This window comes from Microlunatus sp. GCM10028923 (assembly GCF_042666975.1).
Taxonomy (GTDB): domain Bacteria; phylum Actinomycetota; class Actinomycetes; order Propionibacteriales; family Propionibacteriaceae; genus Microlunatus.
This window is the reverse complement of record NZ_JBHTFF010000015.1, coordinates 57,244-75,330: the sequence shown is the minus strand read 5'-3', so window position 1 is coordinate 75,330 and position 18,087 is coordinate 57,244. Positions and strand designations below refer to the sequence as shown.

Sequence of the window (18,087 nt, the reverse complement as noted above, 5' to 3'; positions counted from 1 at the left end):
AAGTAAGGACAATGATGGTCCTGCTCCGTCGCCTGGGTGCCACCCTCTTCACCGTCGTCCTGATCGCCGGGCTCACCGCGCCCGGTGCTGCCCGGGCGGAACCGCCGGGCGGGGACGGAGTCCCGCCGGAGACGGCCCTGGCGCGGGCCCGGGTCGCGGCCGACGTGCTGATGAGCTCGTACGACCAGAAGAAGGCCTGGTTCCCCTCCAGCTGGTGGAACTCGGCGGTCGCGCTGCAGACCATCGGCGACTACATGCAGCGCACGGGGGACCGGCGCTACCTGGAGCAGCTGGACCACACGTTCGAGACGAACAAGGGCCCGTTCCCGGCCGGCGAGCTGTCCACCGACGAGATCTACGGCAACTTCACCAGCCGGGCCATCGACGACGCCGGCTGGTGGGCGCTGAACTGGATCCAGGCCTACGACCTGACCGGCCAGCAGAAGTACCTGGACATGGCGGTCACGATCGCCGAGTTCATGAACGACTTCTGGGACCCGAGCAGCTGCGGCGGCGGCATCTGGTGGAACGAGGAGCGGACGTACAAGAACGCGGTGACCAACGGGCAGTGGATCCGGCTCACCGCCGAACTGCACAACCGGATCCCCGGTGACAGCGCGTGGCTGGACCGCGCCGAGGAGGCCTGGGACTGGTATCTGGGCAGCGGCATGATCAACTCCGACGGCCTGGTCAACGACGGGCTGAACGACGACTGCCAGAACAACGGGCAGACCGTGCACACGTACAACCAGGGCCTGGCGATCGGCGCCGGCCTCGAACTGTGGCGGGCGAACGGTGACAAGGCCGTGCTGGCCAAGGCCCGGGAACTGGCCGACGCCGCGCTGGCCGACGGCGGGCTCCTGGTGGACGGCGTGCTCACCGAGGCCTGCGACGCGCTGAACCGCACCTGCGACGACAACGGCAAGCAGTTCAAGGGCATCTTCCTGCGCTACCTGATGGACCTGGCCGACAGCACCGGTGCGGACCGCTACCGGGACGCGGTCCGGACTCAGGCGGCGAGCATCTGGGACCATGATCGCGACGTGGCCAACCGGCTCGGCTGCCGCTGGGCCGGCGGTACGAACGATGATCATCCGAACGCCTTCGACTGGCGCACCCAGGCCAGTGCGCTAAGTGCCCTGATCGCCGACGTGCCGAAGCGCGCCCCCGAGCGTTCGCTGGCGGCGACCCTGAGCCCGGCCCGGACGGCGATCCTGCCCGCCGCCGGGGAGCCGACCGAGGTGCACCTCGAACTCGCCCTGTCGGCGACCGGCCGGCGCGGAACCCCGCTCGACGGCAAGATCATCCTGGACGCGCCGGAGGGCTGGACGGTCGAACCCGAGCGGGCCACGTTCCGGTTGATCACCGGCGGAGCCGCCAAGCCCGCCGAACACACGATCCCGATGACGGTCAAGATCCCGGCCGACACCGCGAGCGGGAAGTACACCGTGACCGCGAAAGCCTCGGCGTCGCCGGGCCTGGAGTTCACCGGGCAGGCGGAGATCGAGCTCGCGAACAAGATCGACTTCGACACCGGTACGGCCGCGGAGCTGCCGTGGCTCTTCGACGCCGACGGCTCGGGCAACAACGGACCGCAGAGCCGGTTCGCCGACGGCAACAGCTACTTCGTCTACCGGTTCCCGTTCCCGGCCGGCACCACGGCCGCCACGGCGACGGTGACGATCGAGAACCAGTACCTGGTCGAGGTCAGCTCCGACGGCGAGACCTGGACCACCGTGCTGCGCGAAGATCAACCGATCCGGGACGGGTCGAACAAGGCGGCGCTGGAGATCGACCTGACGCCCTACCTGGCCGAGGGCGACGCGGCGCAGCCGGTCTACCTCCGGTTCCGGGACTCGTTCCCCGAGGACGGTTGGGGCGGCCGGGTCTACCACGTGACGGCCGAATTCAGCTGATCAACGAGCGAGCCAGCCGCCGTCGACGGCCAGCACGGTGCCGTGCACGTACCGGGCGGCATCGCTGGCCAGGAAGACGGCGGCTCCGGCGACATCCTCGGCCGTGCCCCAGCGGCCGGCCGGGATCCGGTCGAGGATCTGCCGGGACCGTTCCGGGTCGTTGCGCAGGGCCACGTTGTTGTCGGTGGCGATGTAGCCCGGGGCGATCGCGTTGACGTTCACCCCGGATCCGGCCCACTCGTTGGCGAGCGCCTTGGTGAGCCCGACCAGCCCGTGCTTCGCCGCGGCATAGCCGGGCACCGTGATCCCGCCCTGGAAGCTCAGCACCGACGCGGTGAAGATGATCTTGCCGTAGCCGCGCGCCACCTGGCTCCGCCCGATCGGCCTGGTGAGCAGGAACTGGCTGCCGAGGTCCGTGGCCAGGACGTGCTCCCAGTCCGCCCGGGAGTGATCGGCGGCCGGGCCGCGCCGGATGGTCCCGGCGTTGTTGATCAAGATGTCGATCGGCGGGTGGCGCTCGGCCAGCTCGGCGCCGAACGCCTCCGCGGCATCGCCGTCGGACAGGTCGAGCCGCCGGGTCTCGCAGTGCCGGCCGAACGCCGCCACCCGGCGCTCGACCTCGGTCCCGGCCGGCTCGATGCTCGAACTGACCGCGATGATGTCGGCCCCGGCCCGGGCCAGGGCCTCGGCGATGGCCAGGCCCAGGCCACGGTTAGCGCCGGTGACGAGGGCCAGCCGGCCACCGAGGTCGAGCTGGAAGCCGGTCATCGCAGGTCGGCCACCGCGACCGGATCCATGTCCGCGTAGTCCTGGTTCTCGCCGGCCATCGCCCAGATGAACGAGTACGCCCGCGTCCCGGCCCCGCTGTGGATCGACCAGCCCGGACTGATCACCGCCTGATCATCCGCGACGATGATCGGCCGGGTGCTGTCCGGCGGCCCGGCCAGATGCACGACATGATCATCGGCGCCCAGCCCGGTGTACAGGTAGACCTCCGTCCGCCGGCCGTGGGTGTGCGGCGGCATGGTGTTCCAGACGCTCCCCGGGTGCAGGGTGGTCACGCCGAGCACCAGGTTCGCCGAGGCCACGCCCTCGGTGTGGATGTGCCGCCGGATCGTGCGCCGGTTGGCGTGCTCCGGCTCGCCGAGCTCGGTGGCGTGGGCCTGCTGCCGGCCGGCCGGTGTCGTCGGGTAGGCGCGGTGGGCGGGCGCGGACACCAGGTAGACCCGGCCGATTCCCTCCAGGCTGACCTCGGCGGTGCCCAGCCCGACGTACAGGACGTCCAGCGGCTCGAGGGCGTACGGCGTCCCGTCGGCGATCACCGTGACCCGGTCGGTCAGCGGCACGACGGCGAGTTCCCGACGGTCGCAGAGCGCGCCGCCGGTGCCCAGCTGCGGCGGCGCCGTGACCGGCCGGGCCGGACCGGACAGCGTGATGCCGCCGAGCAGCAGCCGGTCGTCCTGGGCGTTGACCCAGCTGACCCGGTCGCCGTCGAAGAGTCCCTCGACGAGGAAGCGGGCCCGCAGCTCGGTGCTGTCCAGCCGGGGGAACTCGTGCGGATGGGTGGCGGGGAGGTTCTTCACGTTGCTCCTCAGTTGGTCCGGTCCGGTACGGGGAGGCCGAATCCCGGCCGGTCGGGCACGGTGATCACGCCGTCCTTGATCGAATAGGGGCTGGTGTCGACGTCCGCGGTATGGCCCGGAACCCCTTCCACGATGGGGATGTTGCCCAGCCCGGCGGCGAACTGGGCCGCGTAGAGCGACTTCAGTGGCAGGCCCCAGGCATGCGGGGAGGCCTGTGTGCCGGTGGCCGCGACCGCCGGCATCAGCCGGCGCCAGGGCGTCAGGCCGTACGAGACGACATCCATCAGGAGGATGTCCAGGCCGCCGTCCGCCGCGATCTTGAGCAGGTCGTCGACCTCGGGGTTGGACTCGCCGTCGGCGATCAAGGTCTCAGGGCTGACCCGGTCCAGGTGGGCCCGGAGCGCCGCGAGGTCGGCAGCGTTGTCCAGGAACGGCTCCTCGACCCAGTAGAGGTTGCAATCGGCGACGGCGTCCAGATAGGTCAGGAAGCCGTCCAGGTCGTAGCCGTCGTTCGCGTCGACCAGGATCCGGCCGTTCGGGTACGCCTCCCGCACCGCCCGGGTCACCTCGATGTCGCGCCGATCACCGGCCGCCCGGTCCTGCCAGCGGTTGCCGCGGCCGATCTTGAGCTTGAAGTCGGTGAACCCGAGACCGGTGTCGGCGGCGCAGTCGGCCAGTACCGCTTCGATGCCGCGCGGTGCGTCGTCCGGATCAAGATCGGCGAAGTAGATGCCGCCGTCGTAGCAGGGCACCGAGCGGGACCCGGCCGCGCCGAGGAGTTCGTACACCGGCAGGTCGAGGATGACGCCGGCGAGATCGTGCAGCGCGAAGTCGAGCCAGCGGTGCTCGTCGGGGACGCCGGTCGCCGGGTCGATCAGCTCGCCCACCGGACGGCCGACGACGGTAGCGGGGTCGGCTGCCCGGCCGCCGGCCAGTCCCCAGCCGACCCGGCCGGTGTCGGTGCGGATGATCACGGCGTTGCTGGTCGGGCCGTCGCCGTGACTGCCCAACCGGGCGTTGCGTCCGATCGTCCGTGGGTATCTGGTCGTGATCTCGAAGGTCTCCACCGAGGTGACGGTGTGATCGAGGAGGGACATGATCACCTTTCTGGTCGATCAGCTGTTGAAGTAGGACTGGCAGACATCGATCTGGTAGAAGGGCTGAGCCGGGTCGACGGGCACCGGCACGTTGCGGAACCGTTCGCTGGCGATGCCGTAGCTGACCGGGGTCAGCACGGTGCCCATCACCCAGAAGTTCTCCTTGGCGATCTTGAGGATCTCCTTGGTCAACTCGACCTGCTTGGCCCGGTCGGTGGTGGCCTTCACCTGGTCGTACAGGTCGAACTGCCGCTTGATCTCGCTCGGCGGCTCCATCGCGTCCTCGGCCTTCGGATCCTCGGACCAGATCGACCAGCCGCGGGCGAAGGTCAGGTAGGCCGGGTCGGGGAAGTACCAGTCCGGCACCTGGGTCGGGTTGAGCCCGCCGTCGCCCTCCCAGGCGTACACGTCGCTGTCGTTGGATTCGTTCTGGGACGCCAGCAGTGATCGTTCCTGAGGCTGCAGCCGGGCATCGATGCCGACCTCCTGCCAGTGCTTGCGGACCAGTTCCAGGGTGTCCGAGGGCTTGGCCACCGAACCGGCCGCGAACGCCATGTTGAAGGCGATCGGCTTGCCGTCCGGCCCGATCCGCCGGCCCTGGCCGTCCTTCCGGTAGCCGGCCTTGTCGAGATGCTCGTTGGCCTTGGCCAGGTCGAATTCGGTGTACTGCTTGGCGAAGGCCTCGTCGTAGAACGGAGACTCCGGGCGAGGCGCGGCCTGCCACGGCTCGCCCTGGCGCTGGTGGGCGACCTGGATGATCTCGTCCCGGTTCAGCGCGTACGACAGCCCGATCCGGAAGTCGAGGTTGTTGAAGATCTCCCGCCGGACCGGGTTCTTGTGGCTGAGGTTGAAGATGATCAAGGCGTTGTTCATGATCTCGGGGCTGGTGTCGAAGAACCGGTACGTGCCCTTCTCCCGGCCGTCGGCCAGCACCGGCTTGTTCTGCGACGTGTTGAAGTGCCGGAAGTGCATGTCGAACTGCCCGCTCTGCGCCTTGAGCAGCATCACCTCCTCGTCCTGGATGATCGAGAACTCGACCGTGTCGATGTAGGGCAGCTGGTTGCCCTCGGTGTCGGTCTTCCAGTAATAGGGATTGCGGACGAACGCGGTGCTGCCGCCCTCGCCGAGCACGGTGGCGGGACCCCAGGCGTGCAGCCGGGGCAGTTCCGGGTTCTGCCACACCGCGTTGTACGGGGTGCCCTCGATGCCGCCGCCCTTGCGGCCGAACAACTCGACCCAGTCCGCGGCGCCCTCCTTCTTCACAAGATCATTGATCTTGGAGTTGTACTTCTTGTGGAACTGCTCCAGGTAGTGCTTGGGCTTGGTGACCAGCCCCGAACCGAGCCCGCTCTCCAGCCACAGCGAGTCCGGCTGGCTCAGGGAGAGCGTGACGGTCAGCTCGTCCACCTTGGTCGCGGTCACCACGGTGTCGCCGACCACCGACAGTTCCTCGTTGTTGTAGACATCGTTCTGCGCGAAGACCACGTCGTCGGCCGTGAACGGCTCGCCGTCCGACCAGCGCATGCCCTCGCGCAGCTTGAAGGTGTACTTGGCGCCGGTGGCGTCGGCCTCGAAGGACTCGGCGACATTCGGCAGCAGTTCGTTCATGTTCGGGTTCCAGCGGACCATCGGCTCGCTGAACAGTTGATCAAGCCAGGCGGCGTCGGCCGGGCCGAGCAGGGCGGTCCGCCACTTGCCGCCGTACCGGCCGATCTGCTCGACCGGCGTGATCACCACGGGCGCCTTCGGCAGCCGTTCCGCCAGCGGCGGCAGCTTGCCCGCCTCGACCTGTTGTGCGAGGTCGGGTGCCTCCTTGCCCTGGATGCCCGAGGCCGGGCCACGGGAGGATGAGTTCGAGGTCGGCGCGGTGGACAGCAGGCTGCAGCCGGGCAGCGCGGTGAGCGCCGCGGCCGTACCGCCGACCTGGAGCAGGCGGCGCCGGGGGAATCCGGAACGGGGGCTGATCTGATTCATGGCTCGGGTACCTCTTCTTCGGGGTGGTGATCCGGAACGGGAGCGCGCTGCGCGATGCTCGATCGCGTGGGTGACGCGGTGACGGGACCGATGCCGGCCAGCTCGAGCTGATCAGCGAAGTGGCAGGCGACGGAGCGGTCGTCGGCGAGCGGGGTGAGGGCCGGGGATTCGCTGGTGCACAAGGGTGTCTGGCTGTGCGGGCACCGGGTGTGGAAGCGGCAGCCGGCCGGCGGATTGCCCGGGTCGGGAAGATCATCATCGAGATGCCGGCGGCGGCCCTGCCCGCGCAGTCTCGGGTCGGGCCGGGGCACCGAGCCGAGCAGCGCCTCGGTGTACGGATGCCGGGGCGACCGGAACAACTCGCGGGTCGGACCCTGCTCGATGATCTTGCCGAGATACATGACGGCGGTGGTGTCGCACAGGTACTCCACCACCGAGAGGTCGTGCGAGATGAACAGGTACGTCAGCGCGAACTCCTCCTGGAGATCGCGCAGCAGGTTGAGGATCTGTGCCCGGACGGAGACGTCGAGCGCGGAGACCGCCTCGTCGGCGATCACCAGACGCGGCTCCAGGATCAGCGCCCGGGCGATGTTCACCCGCTGCCGTTCGCCGCCGGAGAACGCGTGCGGGTAGCGGCGCATGTAGTCGGGACGCAGGCCCACCTTGCGGAGCATCGCCGCGACCCGGTCCTCGAGCTCCGACCCGGAGGCGATCTTGTGGGTCCGCAACGGCTCGCCGACCAGGTCCCGCAGGGTCATCCGCGGATTGAGCGAGGAGAACGGGTCCTGGAAGATCAGCCGTACCTCGCGCTGGTAGTCGCGCAGCGGGTCGCCGGTGAGGTCCGCGACCTCGATCGTGCGGCCGCCGGCGTCGCGGTACTGCAGCCGGCCGGTCGTCGGCCGGTGGCTCCGGACGATGCAGCGGCCGAGGGTCGTCTTGCCGCACCCGGACTCGCCGACCAGACCGACCGTCTGGCCGGCGGCGATCTCCAGGTCGACCCCGTCGACGGCGCGGACGTGGCCGACGGTCCGCTTGAGCATGCCGCGCCGGATCGGGAAGGTCATCGACAGGTCGCTGATCGTGAGCAGCGGCTGGCCGGTCATCGGGCCGCCGCCTTCGGCCCCGCGGCCTCGGTGGCCCTCCGGCCGGTGGAGCCGCCGTCGTTCTCGTACAGGTGGCACTGGACGGTCGCTCGGTCGTCGAGCGGGGTGGTGACCGGCGCGGTCTGCTCGCACAGCCCGGCGATCGCGACATCGCAGCGCGGATGGTACGAACAGCCTCGGGGTCGCCGGCCGGGATGCGGCACCAGGCCGGGGATGGCCTCGAGCCGATGCCCCCGGTCCAGCCCGAACGTCGGGATGGACCGCAGCAACGCCCGGGTGTACGGATGCGCAGGCTGGTGGAAGATCTGGTCGACCGGGCCGAACTCGACCACCTTGCCGAGATACATCACGGCGACGTCGTCGGCCACCTCGGCCACGACGCCGAGATCGTGGGTGATGAAGAGCATCGACATCGCGAGATCCTCCTTGAGCTCGAGCAGCAGATCGAGGATCCGGGCCTGGGTGGTGACGTCCAGGGCGGTGGTCGGTTCGTCGGCGATCAGCAGCGCCGGCTGGCAGGCCAGCGCGATCGCGATCATGGCCCGCTGGCACATGCCGCCGGACAGCTGGAACGAGTAGGCGTCCATCCGGTCCTCCGGCCGGGGGATCCCGACCCGGCGGAGTTGCTCGATCCCGCGCTGGCGGGCTTCCTTCTTGGACACGGGCTGGTGCAGCCGGATCGCCTCGACGATCTGATCACCGATCGTGTGCATCGGCGACAGCGAGGCCATCGGCTCCTGGAACACCATGGCGATCTCGTTGCCGCGGATCCTGCGCATCGCCTCGCCGCGCGGGTCGAGCCCGGCCAGATCGATCACCCGGTCGCCGTTCCCGGATCCGCTTTTCGCGGACGGGGAGGCCCAGCGGATCTCCCCGCCGACGTGACGGCCCGGCGGATCGACCAGCCGGAGCACCGAGCGCGCGGTGACAGACTTCCCGCAGCCGGACTCGCCGACCACGCAGACCGTACGGTTGCGGCCCACCGTCAGATTCACCCCGTCGACGGCCGGGACGGTGCCTTCACTGCTGACGAAGTGGGTCCTGAGGTCGACGACCTCGAGCAGCGGGTCCTGGTTCATGGCCATCCCGATCACTGGTAGGGGTCGGCGGCGTCGCGGAGCCCGTCGCCGAGGAAGTTGAGGGAGAGCACGGCCACCACGACGGCGACCCCGGGCAGCAACAGCCAGGGCGCGTCGGCCAGCGTGCGGATGTTCTGCGCCTCCTGCAGCAGCACACCCCAGGACACGACCGGCGCCTGCAGGCCGAGGCCGAGGAAGCTGAGCGCCGTCTCGGCCAAGATCATTCCCGGGATGGACAGGGTCAGCGAGGCGATCAGATGGCTGCTGAACGACGGCAGCATGTGCCGGAAGATCGTCCGGGCCCGCCGGGAGCCGTCCAGCGTCGCGGCCTCGACGAACTGCTCCTCCCGCAACGACAGGAAGCGCCCGCGGACGACCCGCGCCAGGTCGGTCCAGGCGATCATGGACAGGATGATCGTGATCGCGAAGTAGCGGGTCAGCGGTCCCCAGTCCGCCGGCAGCGCCGCCGCCAGCCCGAGCCACAGCGGCAGCGTCGGGAAGGACATGAAGAACTCGACGATCCGCTGGATGATCGTGTCGGTACGGCCGCCGACGTAGCCGGAGACACCGCCGAGCGTGACGCCGATCAAGAACGCGATGGCGACGCCGAGGAGCCCGATCGACATCGAGATCTGGGTGCCCAAGATCATTCTCGACAGCAGGTCGTGACCGGTCCGGTCCGCGCCGAGCAGGAACATCGGCTGCCCGGGCGTCACCGGTCCGATCAGATGGACGTCGGCCGGCAGGAACCCGAACAGCCGGTACTCCTCGCCCTTGACCAGGAACCCGACCGGGATCTTCTGGCCGGGATCGACGGTATAGGTCAGCTTCAGCGTCTCCCGGTCCTGCACGCTGGTCAGCCCGTTCACGTACAGGCCGAACTCGGTGCTGCCGCCGGACCGGTCGACCAGGTGCAGCTGCTGCGGCGGGGCGTAGGTGTACTCCGGGTCGAGATGGCCGCTGGAGTACGGCGCCAGGAAGCCGGCGAACAGTGCGACCAGGTAGATGATCACCGTGATCACCAGGCCGGCGACGGCCATCCGGTGCCGCCGGAAGCTCCAGACGACCAGCTTCCACTGCGGGGCCAGGGCGACGACGTCGTCGCGCTCGTCGAGCAGTTGTTGATCAGCCATGGCCATGCCTCACTCGGGGATCGATCCAGGCCAGCAGCAGGTCGGACAGGAAGGTGCCGACCACGGTGAGCACGCTGACGATGAACAGCACGCTTCCGGCGAGGTACATGTCCTGACTGAGCAGCGCCTGCAGCATCACCGGCCCGGTGGTCGGCAGCGACAGCACCTGGGCGACGATCACCTCGCCGGAGATCAGGGCCGGCAGCACCCAGCCGACGGTGGAGATGAACGGGTTGAGCGCGACCCGGAGCGGATACTTGATCACCAGCCGACGCTCGTGGGCGCCCCGGGCGCGGGCCGCCACGACGTAGGGCTTGCGCAGCTCGTCGAGCAGGTTGGCGCGCAGGATCCGGATCAGGCCCGCGGTGCCGGCGGTGCCGAGCACGACGACCGGCACCCACAGGTGGGAGAACAGGTCCAACAGCTTGCCCAGGTTCCAGTCCGAGGCCGCGAACTCGGGAGAGAACAGCCCGCCGAGGTCCTGCCCGAACGCCTTGAACGCGACGAACATCAAGATCAACGCCAGCAGGAAGTTCGGGATGGCGAGGCCGAGGAACCCCACGGTCGTGAACGCGTAGTCGCCGATCGAGCGCGGCCGGACCGCGGAGTAGACACCGATCGGGAAGGCGACCGCCCAGGTGAAGAGCAGGGTGAGGACCGAGATGGCCACGGTCAGCGGCAGCCGGTCGGCCAGTAGGTCGGCGACCGGCCGGTTCCACTCGAAGGACTGGCCGAAGTCGCCGTGCAGCAGGATCCCGCCGATCCACTTCAGGTACTGCAGGTAGATCGGGTCGTTCAGCCCGTAGCGCTCCTCGAGCGCCAGCAGCTGCGCGTCGCCGATCGAGTCGCCCTGCGAGGCCAGCTGTGCCTGCAGCGCGGTCAGGTAGTCGCCCGGCGGCAGCTGGATGATCGCGAACGAGGCGATCGAGATCGCCAGCACCGTGATCACCATGTAGCCGATCCGGCGGAGCAGATAGGCGATCACGATGCGCCCGAGGTGGGCCGAGGACTCCCCGCCATCTGCGTACTCCTTCGTCGTTGACGGATGCGTCTACATTCATGGATCGAGTCTGCATATGTAGACTGCAGCCAGCGACTTAGAATGTAGGATCCGTCCAGACCGCTGTCAAGGCCTGGTGTCACGGAAGGTGGATCGATGGACTATCGCCCGGTGAAGTCGGCCGAACGCGCCATCCGGGTCCTCGAGGTGCTGGCCGCATCGCCGGAGTTGCTGACCCTTCCGGAGCTGCAGGACCGGCTCGGGTATCCCCGTTCGAGCCTGTACGCGCTGGTCCGCACGCTGCGCGACCTGGGCTGGATCGAGTCGGATCTGACCGGCTCGGCGTTCGGGATCGGTCCGTACGCGCTCTCCTCCGGGAGTGCCTACCTGGACCGTGATCCCGCGACGACGTACGTGGCCAAGGCCCTGGACGCCCTCGTCCGCGACGTCAAGCATTCGGTCCACTACGCGCGCCGGGACGGTGCGGCGGTGCTCTACCTGGCCACCCACGACTACGACGACGGGGTCTACTGCGCCTACCAGGTGGGCCGTCGGCGCCCGGCCCACATGACCGCCCTCGGCAAGGCGCTGCTCGCCGAGCTGACCACGGCCGAGGTGGACGCGCTGCTGCCGGAGCGGCTCGAGGCGGCGACCGAGCACACGGTGACCGATGCCGGGCGCCTGCACGAGGAACTGGAGCTGGCCCGCCACCGCGGCTGGGCCTTCGAGCGGGAGGAGGGGGTGCTCGGCGTGGCCTGTGTCGCCACGGTCGTCAGCTACCGGATCCCCGCCACCGACGCGATGAGCTGCACCCTCCCGGTCGAGGTCGCCGACCGGCCCGACGAGCTGGCCCAGGTGACCGACGCCCTCGTCGATCACGCCCGACGGCTGGACCGCACCCTCCGCGCCGCCGGGATCCGCTGACCGGACTCCGCCGGCTCAGCGGGATTCGTCCGGGCGACCGTTGATCTTGGTCCGGCCCTCGGGCAGGTCGGGTCGCTGGGCGGTCAGATCGCGCGGCAGCAGCGTGAATCCCTGCCAGTGCAGGTCCATCGGGCTTTGATCTTCGTCCCGGACGACGTGGTGGAAGCCAACGGCGACCCAGGACACGACGTCGTCCAGGGCCTGTTGATCACGCAGGTAGCCCATCACGCTGCGCTCCGGGCAGCTCCGGTTCTTGGTCGCGAAGAGCTCGCACGCGGCGTACTCGGTGAAGGCGATGTCGTAGGCCGGTTCCGGTGCGTCGTCATGATCACGAGCCTCGTCGGTGAACCGGTAGGAGTCGGTGTCACCGATCTCGATCTGGTACGAGATCGGGTGCCGGTCCTCGTTCAGCACGGCGGGGTTGACGATCCGCCACCAGCGCCGGTTCTCGATCTTGCGGGTGGTCTCCTCGGTGATCGGGGTCAGCTCGCCGGTCAGCTCCGGCGACTTCGGTCCTTGATCACCGGTGAGGTCGGCGTCGTACTGCTCGGCCCGCTGGCCGCCGCGGCCGCCGAGTGCCCAGTGCAGCCGCCAGACCGCGTTGTGCGAGTGGCTGGCGGCATGGTGGCTGTCGCCCGGCCCGATCGGCCGACCCTGCGACGGATCGTCGGTGTAGTCCTCCGGGGACAGGTCGCCGGTCGCGCCGAGGGCCGGCCGGATCGAGCCATCGGCGCCGAACTGGTAGCTGTTGACGTACTCGTACCAGCCGACCTTGGAGATCGTGCTCAGGTTCAACGCGGTGCCGCGGGCGACGTCGACCTTGCCGCCGGACTGGGCGCGGTAGGCGATGCCGGTGTCCACCTCCGCCTGGCACAGCACGCCCCGGTCCTCGCCGCCGCCGACCTTGCCGTCGCCGAAGTTCGGCACGTGGGTGGTCAGGATCTCGCCGGCGCACTCGGTGCCGGACAGGGTCTGCAGGTTCCGGCCGCCGAAGCCGTGGTCGGTGATGTCCTCGGTGGTCCGCTCGCCGGTGTCGTACGGCACCTCGAGCTGACCGATCGCGAGCGAGGCCAGGACCATGATCGGCGCCCGGCCGACCGGCGTGAAGTGGATGTTCTCCAGCGTCAGGCCGGAGTACGGATCGATCCGCCAGCACATCGCCCAGGAGGACCCGCTGGACAGGGCGGTGGCGATCGGCTGGTTCTGGGCGCAGTCCAGGGTGGTGGCGATCGGCTTGTCCGCGGGACCGCCGGCGGCCCGGGTCACCGCGATCACCACGCCGGCGACGATCAGGCCGATGATCATCGCCGAGATGATCAGGATCCGGCCGCGGCCCTGCACGTACTTCATGATCAAAGTCCCCGCTTCGTACGAAAGCGTCGGCCCTCCGGGAGATTCCCGGAGGGCCGACGGTCCTTCTTTCACAGATGGCCGGTCAGTGTGGCCCGGCTACCCGTCCGTTCTCAACAACCCTCAGGGGTGAACCGGGTCGACGAGTTGCCGAAGTTCACCCGGCCACCGTCGGCCGAGCGGGCCAGACCGAGGCTCAGCGCGGAGAGGTCGAGACTGTTCGTCACGTCCTCGCCGGCGCTGTTCTTGCAGGTGCCGATCTCCTGGTGGTTGACCTGCAGGGAGACGAACTCGTTCAGCACGTCGAACAGCGGCGACAGCATGTTGACGATCGTCGAGGTGAACCCGAACTTGATGTCGTTGATCGCCAGTTCGAAGATGTGATCACCGGCGTCGCTGATGATCAGGTCGTAGACCGGGCTGACCACCGTGCCGAGCGTGCTGCCCAGCGTGTTGATCGTCGTGGTCAGGGTGCTGCCCGTGGTGCCGCCGATCAGGCCGGAGCTGTTGTCGACGACCTCGCCGACCTCGCCGGAGGCCACGTCGGCCAGGCTGAAGGTCCAGGACACGTCCAGCTTGCCGCCGACCAGACCGTAGTCGTCGGTGAACTGCAGGGTGATCGTGACCGAGTCCAGCGAATCCTCGATCGCGCCGACGATCAGGTTCGTCGCGTCGTGCATGATGTCGTGCACGCTCTCCGCGATCAGCGGGTAGATGTCCGACGAGATCAGTTCGGCGTTCGGCTCCTGCGCGTTCAGCCCGCCCTTGCCGGCCAGCTGATCCAGGTGGATCTGCAGCTCACCGGTGGAGAAGTCGATCGTGACGAGCTTGCTGTGCGAGGTGAGCGGCTGGTTCAGCACCCGCTGGAACAGCGTGTCCTGCATGTTGCTGTCCACGGTCACCTTGGGCTCCGGGATGGCCGGAACGGCCGACAGCAGCCCGGTCAGTGCGGAGACGTCGAGCTTGTCGTTGATCAGGTCCTCGACGGTGGTGTCCACGGTGCCGGCGGCGCCGTAGATGCCGTTCGCCGCATCGCTGACCAGCGGCGAGCGGACCAGCAGGTCGGCCTGAGCGGCGCGGTACTGGCCCGGGCCACCGACACCGTCCGGATCGAGGATCTTCCCGTCCTCGACGACGACCTCGGAACCGAACGCACCGAGCTTCAGCTCGAGCTGGTCGATGGCCAGGTCGGTCAGGCCCTCGACATCGGCCGCGTCGGACAGCGACAGCAGGTTGATCGTCGCGGCACCGAAGGACGCGTCGTCACCGGACAGGGTGACCGAGCCGCCCTCGGCGACCAGGCCGCTGACCGAACGGGTGCCGGTGGCCGAGCTGGCCTCGCTGGAGCTACCCAGGGCGCCGATCGAACCGAAGTCGATCAGGTCGTTCAGCGGGATGGACACGTCGCCCAGCTGGACGACCTGATCACCGGCCAGATCGACGTTCAGCGCATCGTTGTTGGGTCCGGGCGAGGTCTTCAGCCCGGCAGTGGTCGACGCGGCACCGAGGAGCTTGTCCTTCATGAGCGTCGACGCGAGCACGCTCGCGGACGCCTCCGAGGCCTCGTCTGGGTAGTTCGCGACAGCCGCCGAGGGGGAGAGCCCAACGGTGCCGATCAAGAGGGCCGTAGCCGAGGCAATGGCAAGTGGCCTGCCCCACGGCCTCCAAGACGACTTCAAGAAACTCACTCCTTATGGATCCGAGATGGTCGTATGCGTTCCCCGACCCCCGCAATTCCCCGAGCCCCCGAGTTTCTCCCTGCGGATGAACATAGCGACATCGAGATCGGTTGTCACCATTCGTATTCGGCCCGGTCGGGAACTCGTCTGGAGGGTGCCTCGTTGAAGCCCGGTCCGGGGTTACCCCGCGGGATCGGCGAATCGGCTGGAGTGCCTTGCGTACAAGGAAATCAGGGCGTCGGTGGACGCCCGAACGGATGGTAGGACACCCGAGGAAAGAGGGCGTCGCCGAATTACCGGATCCCTAGCAGAACGATTGGTGTCGTTCCACTTGAAAGGGGGTCACTGAGACGCAATGTCCAAAACGGACACGGTTTAGGACACAACCTGGTTGTCGTCGTCCGGATAACTGCCGGTGACGATGTAGATGATCCGTCGTGCCATCGACGATGCGTGGTCCGCGATCCGCTCGTAGTAGCGGCCGAGCAGGGCCACGTCGACCGCCGCCTCGACGCCGTACTCCCAGTCGTCGCTGAGCAGCACCCGGAACTGCGACTTCCGCAGGTCGTCCATCTCCTCGTCCCGGTCGCGCAACTCCTGAGCGAGCTCGAGGTTGCGGTCGCTCAGCGTGTGGCCGGCGCTGATCACCATCTTCTCGGCGACGTCGCCCATCCGGACGAAGTTCGGCCGCAGCCGGTCCGGCACCGCCGGGTCCGGGTAGCGCATCCGGGCGATCTTGGCGACGTGGACCGCGAGGTCGCCCATCCGCTCCAGCTCGTTGACCATCCGCAGGGTCGCGACGAGGGTACGGAGCTCGCCGGCGACCGGGGCCTGCCGGGCCAGCAGCGAGAAGGTCCGGTTCTCGATGTCGTGCTGCCGCTCGTCGAGATCGTCGTCGCGGCTGATCACCTGCTCCGCCTGGTGGATGTCCGACTCCAGCAGGGCCGTCGTCGCCGCCCGCACCGCCTCGGCGACGAGCTGGGACATCTCCACCAGGTCGTTCAGGATGTCTTCCAGCTGTTCCCGGTACGAGTCGCGCATGCCGAATCCACCTCGTCTCGCCGGGCGGCCCACCTGGCCGCCTCGCATCGGCCCAACCCTATGACAGCGCGTTGAAGCGCCGGAAAACGCCATTCGTGAACGCCGGGTGAACATCGTTGGAACGCTCGGCGGCCCGGTCGCCGACTGCTGGGCAAGTGGTGAGGTGACCGCGAGCTTTCCCTTTAGTATCGGCTGTGTGAACCCGATCGGCGCCACGTTCATCGCCCTCGTCGTCGGGATCATCATCGGCGGCTTCGCCGTCTGGATCTGGTCCCGGCGCACGCCTTTCGACGACTCCGAACTCCGCTACACCGCTCCGGTGATGCCCGACGGGGTCTCCGCCGTGCTGGCCGTGCTGCGCTCCTCCGCGATCGTGGTCGGGCCGCACGACGAGGTGCTGCGGGCGAGCACTCCGGCCCACAACCTCGGCCTGGTCCGCGGCTCCCGCGTGGTCAACGAGGAACTGCTCGGGCTGGTCCGGGAGGTGCGGCAGACCGGCGAGCCGGCGGCCGCGGATCTGCAGATCGAGCGCGGCCGCGGGAGCGCGGCCACCTACCTCTCGGCGCGGGTCGCCCCACTGAACGCGGAGCTGATCCTGGTGTTGGCCGAGGACCAGACCACCTCGCGCCGGATCGAGGCGACCCGGCGCGACTTCGTCGCGAATGTCAGCCACGAACTGAAGACCCCTATCGGCGCGGTGTCCCTGCTGGCCGAGGCGATCGAGGACGGTGCCGACGACCCGGTGGCGGTCCGCCGGTTCGCCAGCCGGCTCAGTCTCGAGTCGGCCCGGCTGATCGACCTGACCGCTCAGATCATCGACCTGTCGCGGCTGCAGGCCGACGATCCGCTGTCGCAGCCCGAGGAGGTCGACGTCGATGAGGTGCTGGCCGACTCGGTCGACCGGTGCCGGGTCGACGCGGAGAACCACCAGGTCGAGCTCACCGTCGCCGGCGAGCGGAACTGCCGGGTGCTCGGCAGCGCGCGGCAGCTCAGCGTCGCGATCAGCAACCTGGTCGAGAACGCGGTGATCTACTCCGATCCGGGCGCCCGGGTCGTCGTCGCCGCGCACCGGGTGGCGGCCACCGACGACGACTACATCGAGATCACCGTCTCCGACAACGGCATCGGCATCCCGCCGAACGACCTGGAGCGGATCTTCGAGCGGTTCTACCGGGTCGACTACGCGCGCAGCCGGGCCGACGGCGGCACCGGCCTCGGCCTGGCGATCGTCAAGCACATCGCGGCCAGCCATCGCGGCGACGTCGGCGTGTGGAGCCAGGTCGGTCAGGGCTCGACGTTCACCATCAAGATTCCGGCCCATCTGAAGCCGGGCACTGCGGTTGATCAAGGGTTGCCGGATCTCCCGGCAACCCGGGATCCGGCGATGCTTCCCGATCGTAAGTCGGGATCGTCGGCGTCCACCTCGGCTCCGACCGACCGCCCACCGGTGGCGGCGGAGTCGTCACCCATCATCCGACCGGGCGCTCCACGCCAAGGCCCGGCCTGAGCAGCAGGAGACTGAACGACGATGACCCGCGTATTGGTGGTCGAGGACGAGCAGACGTACCGCGAGACGCTCGCGTACATGCTGCGCCGGGAGGGCTTCGAGGTGGTCGAGGCCGCCGACGGGACCGAAGGCCTCGCCGAGTACGACCGTGTCGGCGCCGACATCGTGTTGTTGGACTTGATGATGCCGGGGTTGCCGGGCACCGAGGTGTGCCGGCAACTGCGGACCCGAGGCCCGGTGCCGGTGATCATGGTCACCGCCCGGGATTCCGAAGTGGACAAGGTGGTCGGGCTCGAACTGGGCGCCGATGACTACGTCACCAAGCCGTTCAGCCACCGGGAGCTGGTGGCCCGGATCAGGGCCGTGCTGCGCCGCGGCCAGGACGTCGAACTGGTGCCGGACGTCGTCGAGGCCGGCGCCGTCCGGATGGACGTCGAGCGGCACGAGGTGTCGGTCAACGGGGAGCGCGTCAAGCTCGCCCTGAAGGAGTTCGAACTGCTGGAGATGCTGCTCCGCAACGCCGGCCGGGTGATGACCCGGGGCCAGCTGATCGACCGGATCTGGGGCGCCGACTACGTGGGTGACACCAAGACGCTGGACGTCCACGTGAAGCGGCTCCGGACCAAGATCGAATCCGATCCGGCGAATCCGAAGTACTTGATCACGGTACGGGGCCTCGGCTACAAGTTCGAGGGCTGACC

Annotated in this window: 15 protein-coding genes; 4 read left to right on the top strand and 11 right to left on the bottom strand. The window is 68.8% G+C overall.

The genetic code is table 11. The features are described from left to right. The first annotated feature begins 11 nt into the window (after window positions 1-11). Window positions 12-1,916: a glycoside hydrolase family 76 protein gene (locus tag ACFQU4_RS29530; RefSeq protein ID WP_377499031.1), complete on the top strand. Its 1,905-nt coding sequence runs from the start codon at window positions 12-14 to the stop codon at window positions 1,914-1,916. On the opposite strand, the gene ACFQU4_RS29525 is transcribed toward ACFQU4_RS29530, so the two are convergent. The 8 genes from ACFQU4_RS29525 to ACFQU4_RS29490 are packed head-to-tail and all read right to left on the bottom strand — an operon-like array spanning window position 1,917 to window position 10,870. Beyond that, on the bottom strand, window positions 1,917-2,684 hold the full coding sequence (locus ACFQU4_RS29525) for an SDR family oxidoreductase (protein WP_377499029.1): 768 nt from the start codon (window positions 2,682-2,684) through the stop codon (window positions 1,917-1,919). After that, window positions 2,681-3,499, bottom strand: coding sequence for a 5-dehydro-4-deoxy-D-glucuronate isomerase (gene kduI / locus ACFQU4_RS29520; protein ID WP_377499027.1), 819 nt, complete (start codon window positions 3,497-3,499; stop codon window positions 2,681-2,683). Before kduI ends, ACFQU4_RS29525 begins: the two co-directional genes overlap by 4 nt. 8 nt (window positions 3,500-3,507) lie before the next feature. Continuing rightward, window positions 3,508-4,596, bottom strand: a complete 1,089-nt coding sequence (locus ACFQU4_RS29515; protein ID WP_377499023.1) for an enolase C-terminal domain-like protein — start codon at window positions 4,594-4,596, stop codon at window positions 3,508-3,510. 18 nt (window positions 4,597-4,614) lie between these two features. After that, complete coding sequence (locus ACFQU4_RS29510; protein WP_377499021.1) at window positions 4,615-6,570, bottom strand: ABC transporter substrate-binding protein; 1,956 nt, start codon at window positions 6,568-6,570, stop codon at window positions 4,615-4,617. After that, window positions 6,567-7,673 carry an ABC transporter ATP-binding protein gene (locus ACFQU4_RS29505; protein ID WP_377499019.1) on the bottom strand — a complete coding sequence of 369 codons (1,107 nt, stop codon included), beginning with the start codon at window positions 7,671-7,673 and terminating at the stop codon, window positions 6,567-6,569. Before ACFQU4_RS29505 ends, ACFQU4_RS29510 begins: the two co-directional genes overlap by 4 nt. Next, on the bottom strand, window positions 7,670-8,758 hold the full coding sequence (locus ACFQU4_RS29500; RefSeq protein ID WP_377499017.1) for an ABC transporter ATP-binding protein: 1,089 nt from the start codon (window positions 8,756-8,758) through the stop codon (window positions 7,670-7,672). The genes ACFQU4_RS29505 and ACFQU4_RS29500 overlap by 4 nt, the downstream gene beginning before the upstream one ends. A gap of 5 nt (window positions 8,759-8,763) precedes the next feature. Beyond that, the gene (locus ACFQU4_RS29495; RefSeq protein ID WP_377499015.1) at window positions 8,764-9,885 is read right to left on the bottom strand and encodes an ABC transporter permease; all 1,122 of its coding nucleotides are present in this window, start codon (window positions 9,883-9,885) and stop codon (window positions 8,764-8,766) included. Beyond that, on the bottom strand, window positions 9,878-10,870 hold the full coding sequence (locus tag ACFQU4_RS29490; protein ID WP_377499013.1) for an ABC transporter permease: 993 nt from the start codon (window positions 10,868-10,870) through the stop codon (window positions 9,878-9,880). The genes ACFQU4_RS29495 and ACFQU4_RS29490 overlap by 8 nt, the downstream gene beginning before the upstream one ends. Before the next feature lie 171 nt (window positions 10,871-11,041). Here ACFQU4_RS29490 and ACFQU4_RS29485 point away from each other — a divergent pair, with 171 nt between their 5' ends. Continuing rightward, window positions 11,042-11,809 (top strand): IclR family transcriptional regulator, encoded by a 768-nt coding sequence (locus tag ACFQU4_RS29485; protein WP_377499011.1) that lies wholly within the window; start codon window positions 11,042-11,044, stop codon window positions 11,807-11,809. A gap of 15 nt (window positions 11,810-11,824) precedes the next feature. On the opposite strand, the gene ACFQU4_RS29480 is transcribed toward ACFQU4_RS29485, so the two are convergent. The 3 genes from ACFQU4_RS29480 to phoU form a co-directional block, all read right to left on the bottom strand. Continuing rightward, a complete protein-coding gene (locus tag ACFQU4_RS29480; protein ID WP_377499009.1) occupies window positions 11,825-13,159 on the bottom strand; it encodes a hypothetical protein in 1,335 nt (444 codons plus the stop codon). 113 nt (window positions 13,160-13,272) lie between these two features. After that, complete coding sequence (locus ACFQU4_RS29475) at window positions 13,273-14,847, bottom strand: choice-of-anchor G family protein (protein WP_377499006.1); 1,575 nt, start codon at window positions 14,845-14,847, stop codon at window positions 13,273-13,275. A 366-nt stretch (window positions 14,848-15,213) separates the two neighbouring features. Further along, window positions 15,214-15,879 (bottom strand): phosphate signaling complex protein PhoU, encoded by a 666-nt coding sequence (gene phoU, locus ACFQU4_RS29470; protein ID WP_377499004.1) that lies wholly within the window; start codon window positions 15,877-15,879, stop codon window positions 15,214-15,216. A gap of 106 nt (window positions 15,880-15,985) precedes the next feature. Between phoU and ACFQU4_RS29465 the strand changes: the two genes are divergently transcribed. After that, on the top strand, window positions 15,986-17,386 hold the full coding sequence (locus ACFQU4_RS29465) for a sensor histidine kinase (RefSeq protein ID WP_377499002.1): 1,401 nt from the start codon (window positions 15,986-15,988) through the stop codon (window positions 17,384-17,386). Window positions 17,387-17,407: 21 nt separating this feature from the next. Next, window positions 17,408-18,085 (top strand): response regulator transcription factor, encoded by a 678-nt coding sequence (locus ACFQU4_RS29460; protein ID WP_179754671.1) that lies wholly within the window; start codon window positions 17,408-17,410, stop codon window positions 18,083-18,085. Window positions 18,086-18,087: the final 2 nt, after the last annotated feature.

Bases quoted from the DNA above. Each gene is read 5' to 3' on its own strand.
- ACFQU4_RS29530 (WP_377499031.1), top strand. From the start codon at position 12: ATGATGGTCCTGCTCCGTCGCCTGGGTGCCACCCTCTTCACCGTCGTC.
- ACFQU4_RS29525 (WP_377499029.1), bottom strand. From the start codon at position 2,684: ATGACCGGCTTCCAGCTCGACCTCGGTGGCCGGCTGGCCCTCGTCACC.
- ACFQU4_RS29515 (WP_377499023.1), bottom strand. From the start codon at position 4,596: ATGTCCCTCCTCGATCACACCGTCACCTCGGTGGAGACCTTCGAGATC.
- ACFQU4_RS29510 (WP_377499021.1), bottom strand. From the start codon at position 6,570: ATGAATCAGATCAGCCCCCGTTCCGGATTCCCCCGGCGCCGCCTGCTC.
- ACFQU4_RS29505 (WP_377499019.1), bottom strand. From the start codon at position 7,673: ATGACCGGCCAGCCGCTGCTCACGATCAGCGACCTGTCGATGACCTTC.
- ACFQU4_RS29500 (WP_377499017.1), bottom strand. From the start codon at position 8,758: ATGGCCATGAACCAGGACCCGCTGCTCGAGGTCGTCGACCTCAGGACC.
- ACFQU4_RS29495 (WP_377499015.1), bottom strand. From the start codon at position 9,885: ATGGCTGATCAACAACTGCTCGACGAGCGCGACGACGTCGTCGCCCTG.
- ACFQU4_RS29485 (WP_377499011.1), top strand. From the start codon at position 11,042: ATGGACTATCGCCCGGTGAAGTCGGCCGAACGCGCCATCCGGGTCCTC.
- ACFQU4_RS29480 (WP_377499009.1), bottom strand. From the start codon at position 13,159: ATGAAGTACGTGCAGGGCCGCGGCCGGATCCTGATCATCTCGGCGATG.
- phoU (WP_377499004.1), bottom strand. From the start codon at position 15,879: ATGCGCGACTCGTACCGGGAACAGCTGGAAGACATCCTGAACGACCTG.
- ACFQU4_RS29460 (WP_179754671.1), top strand. From the start codon at position 17,408: ATGACCCGCGTATTGGTGGTCGAGGACGAGCAGACGTACCGCGAGACG.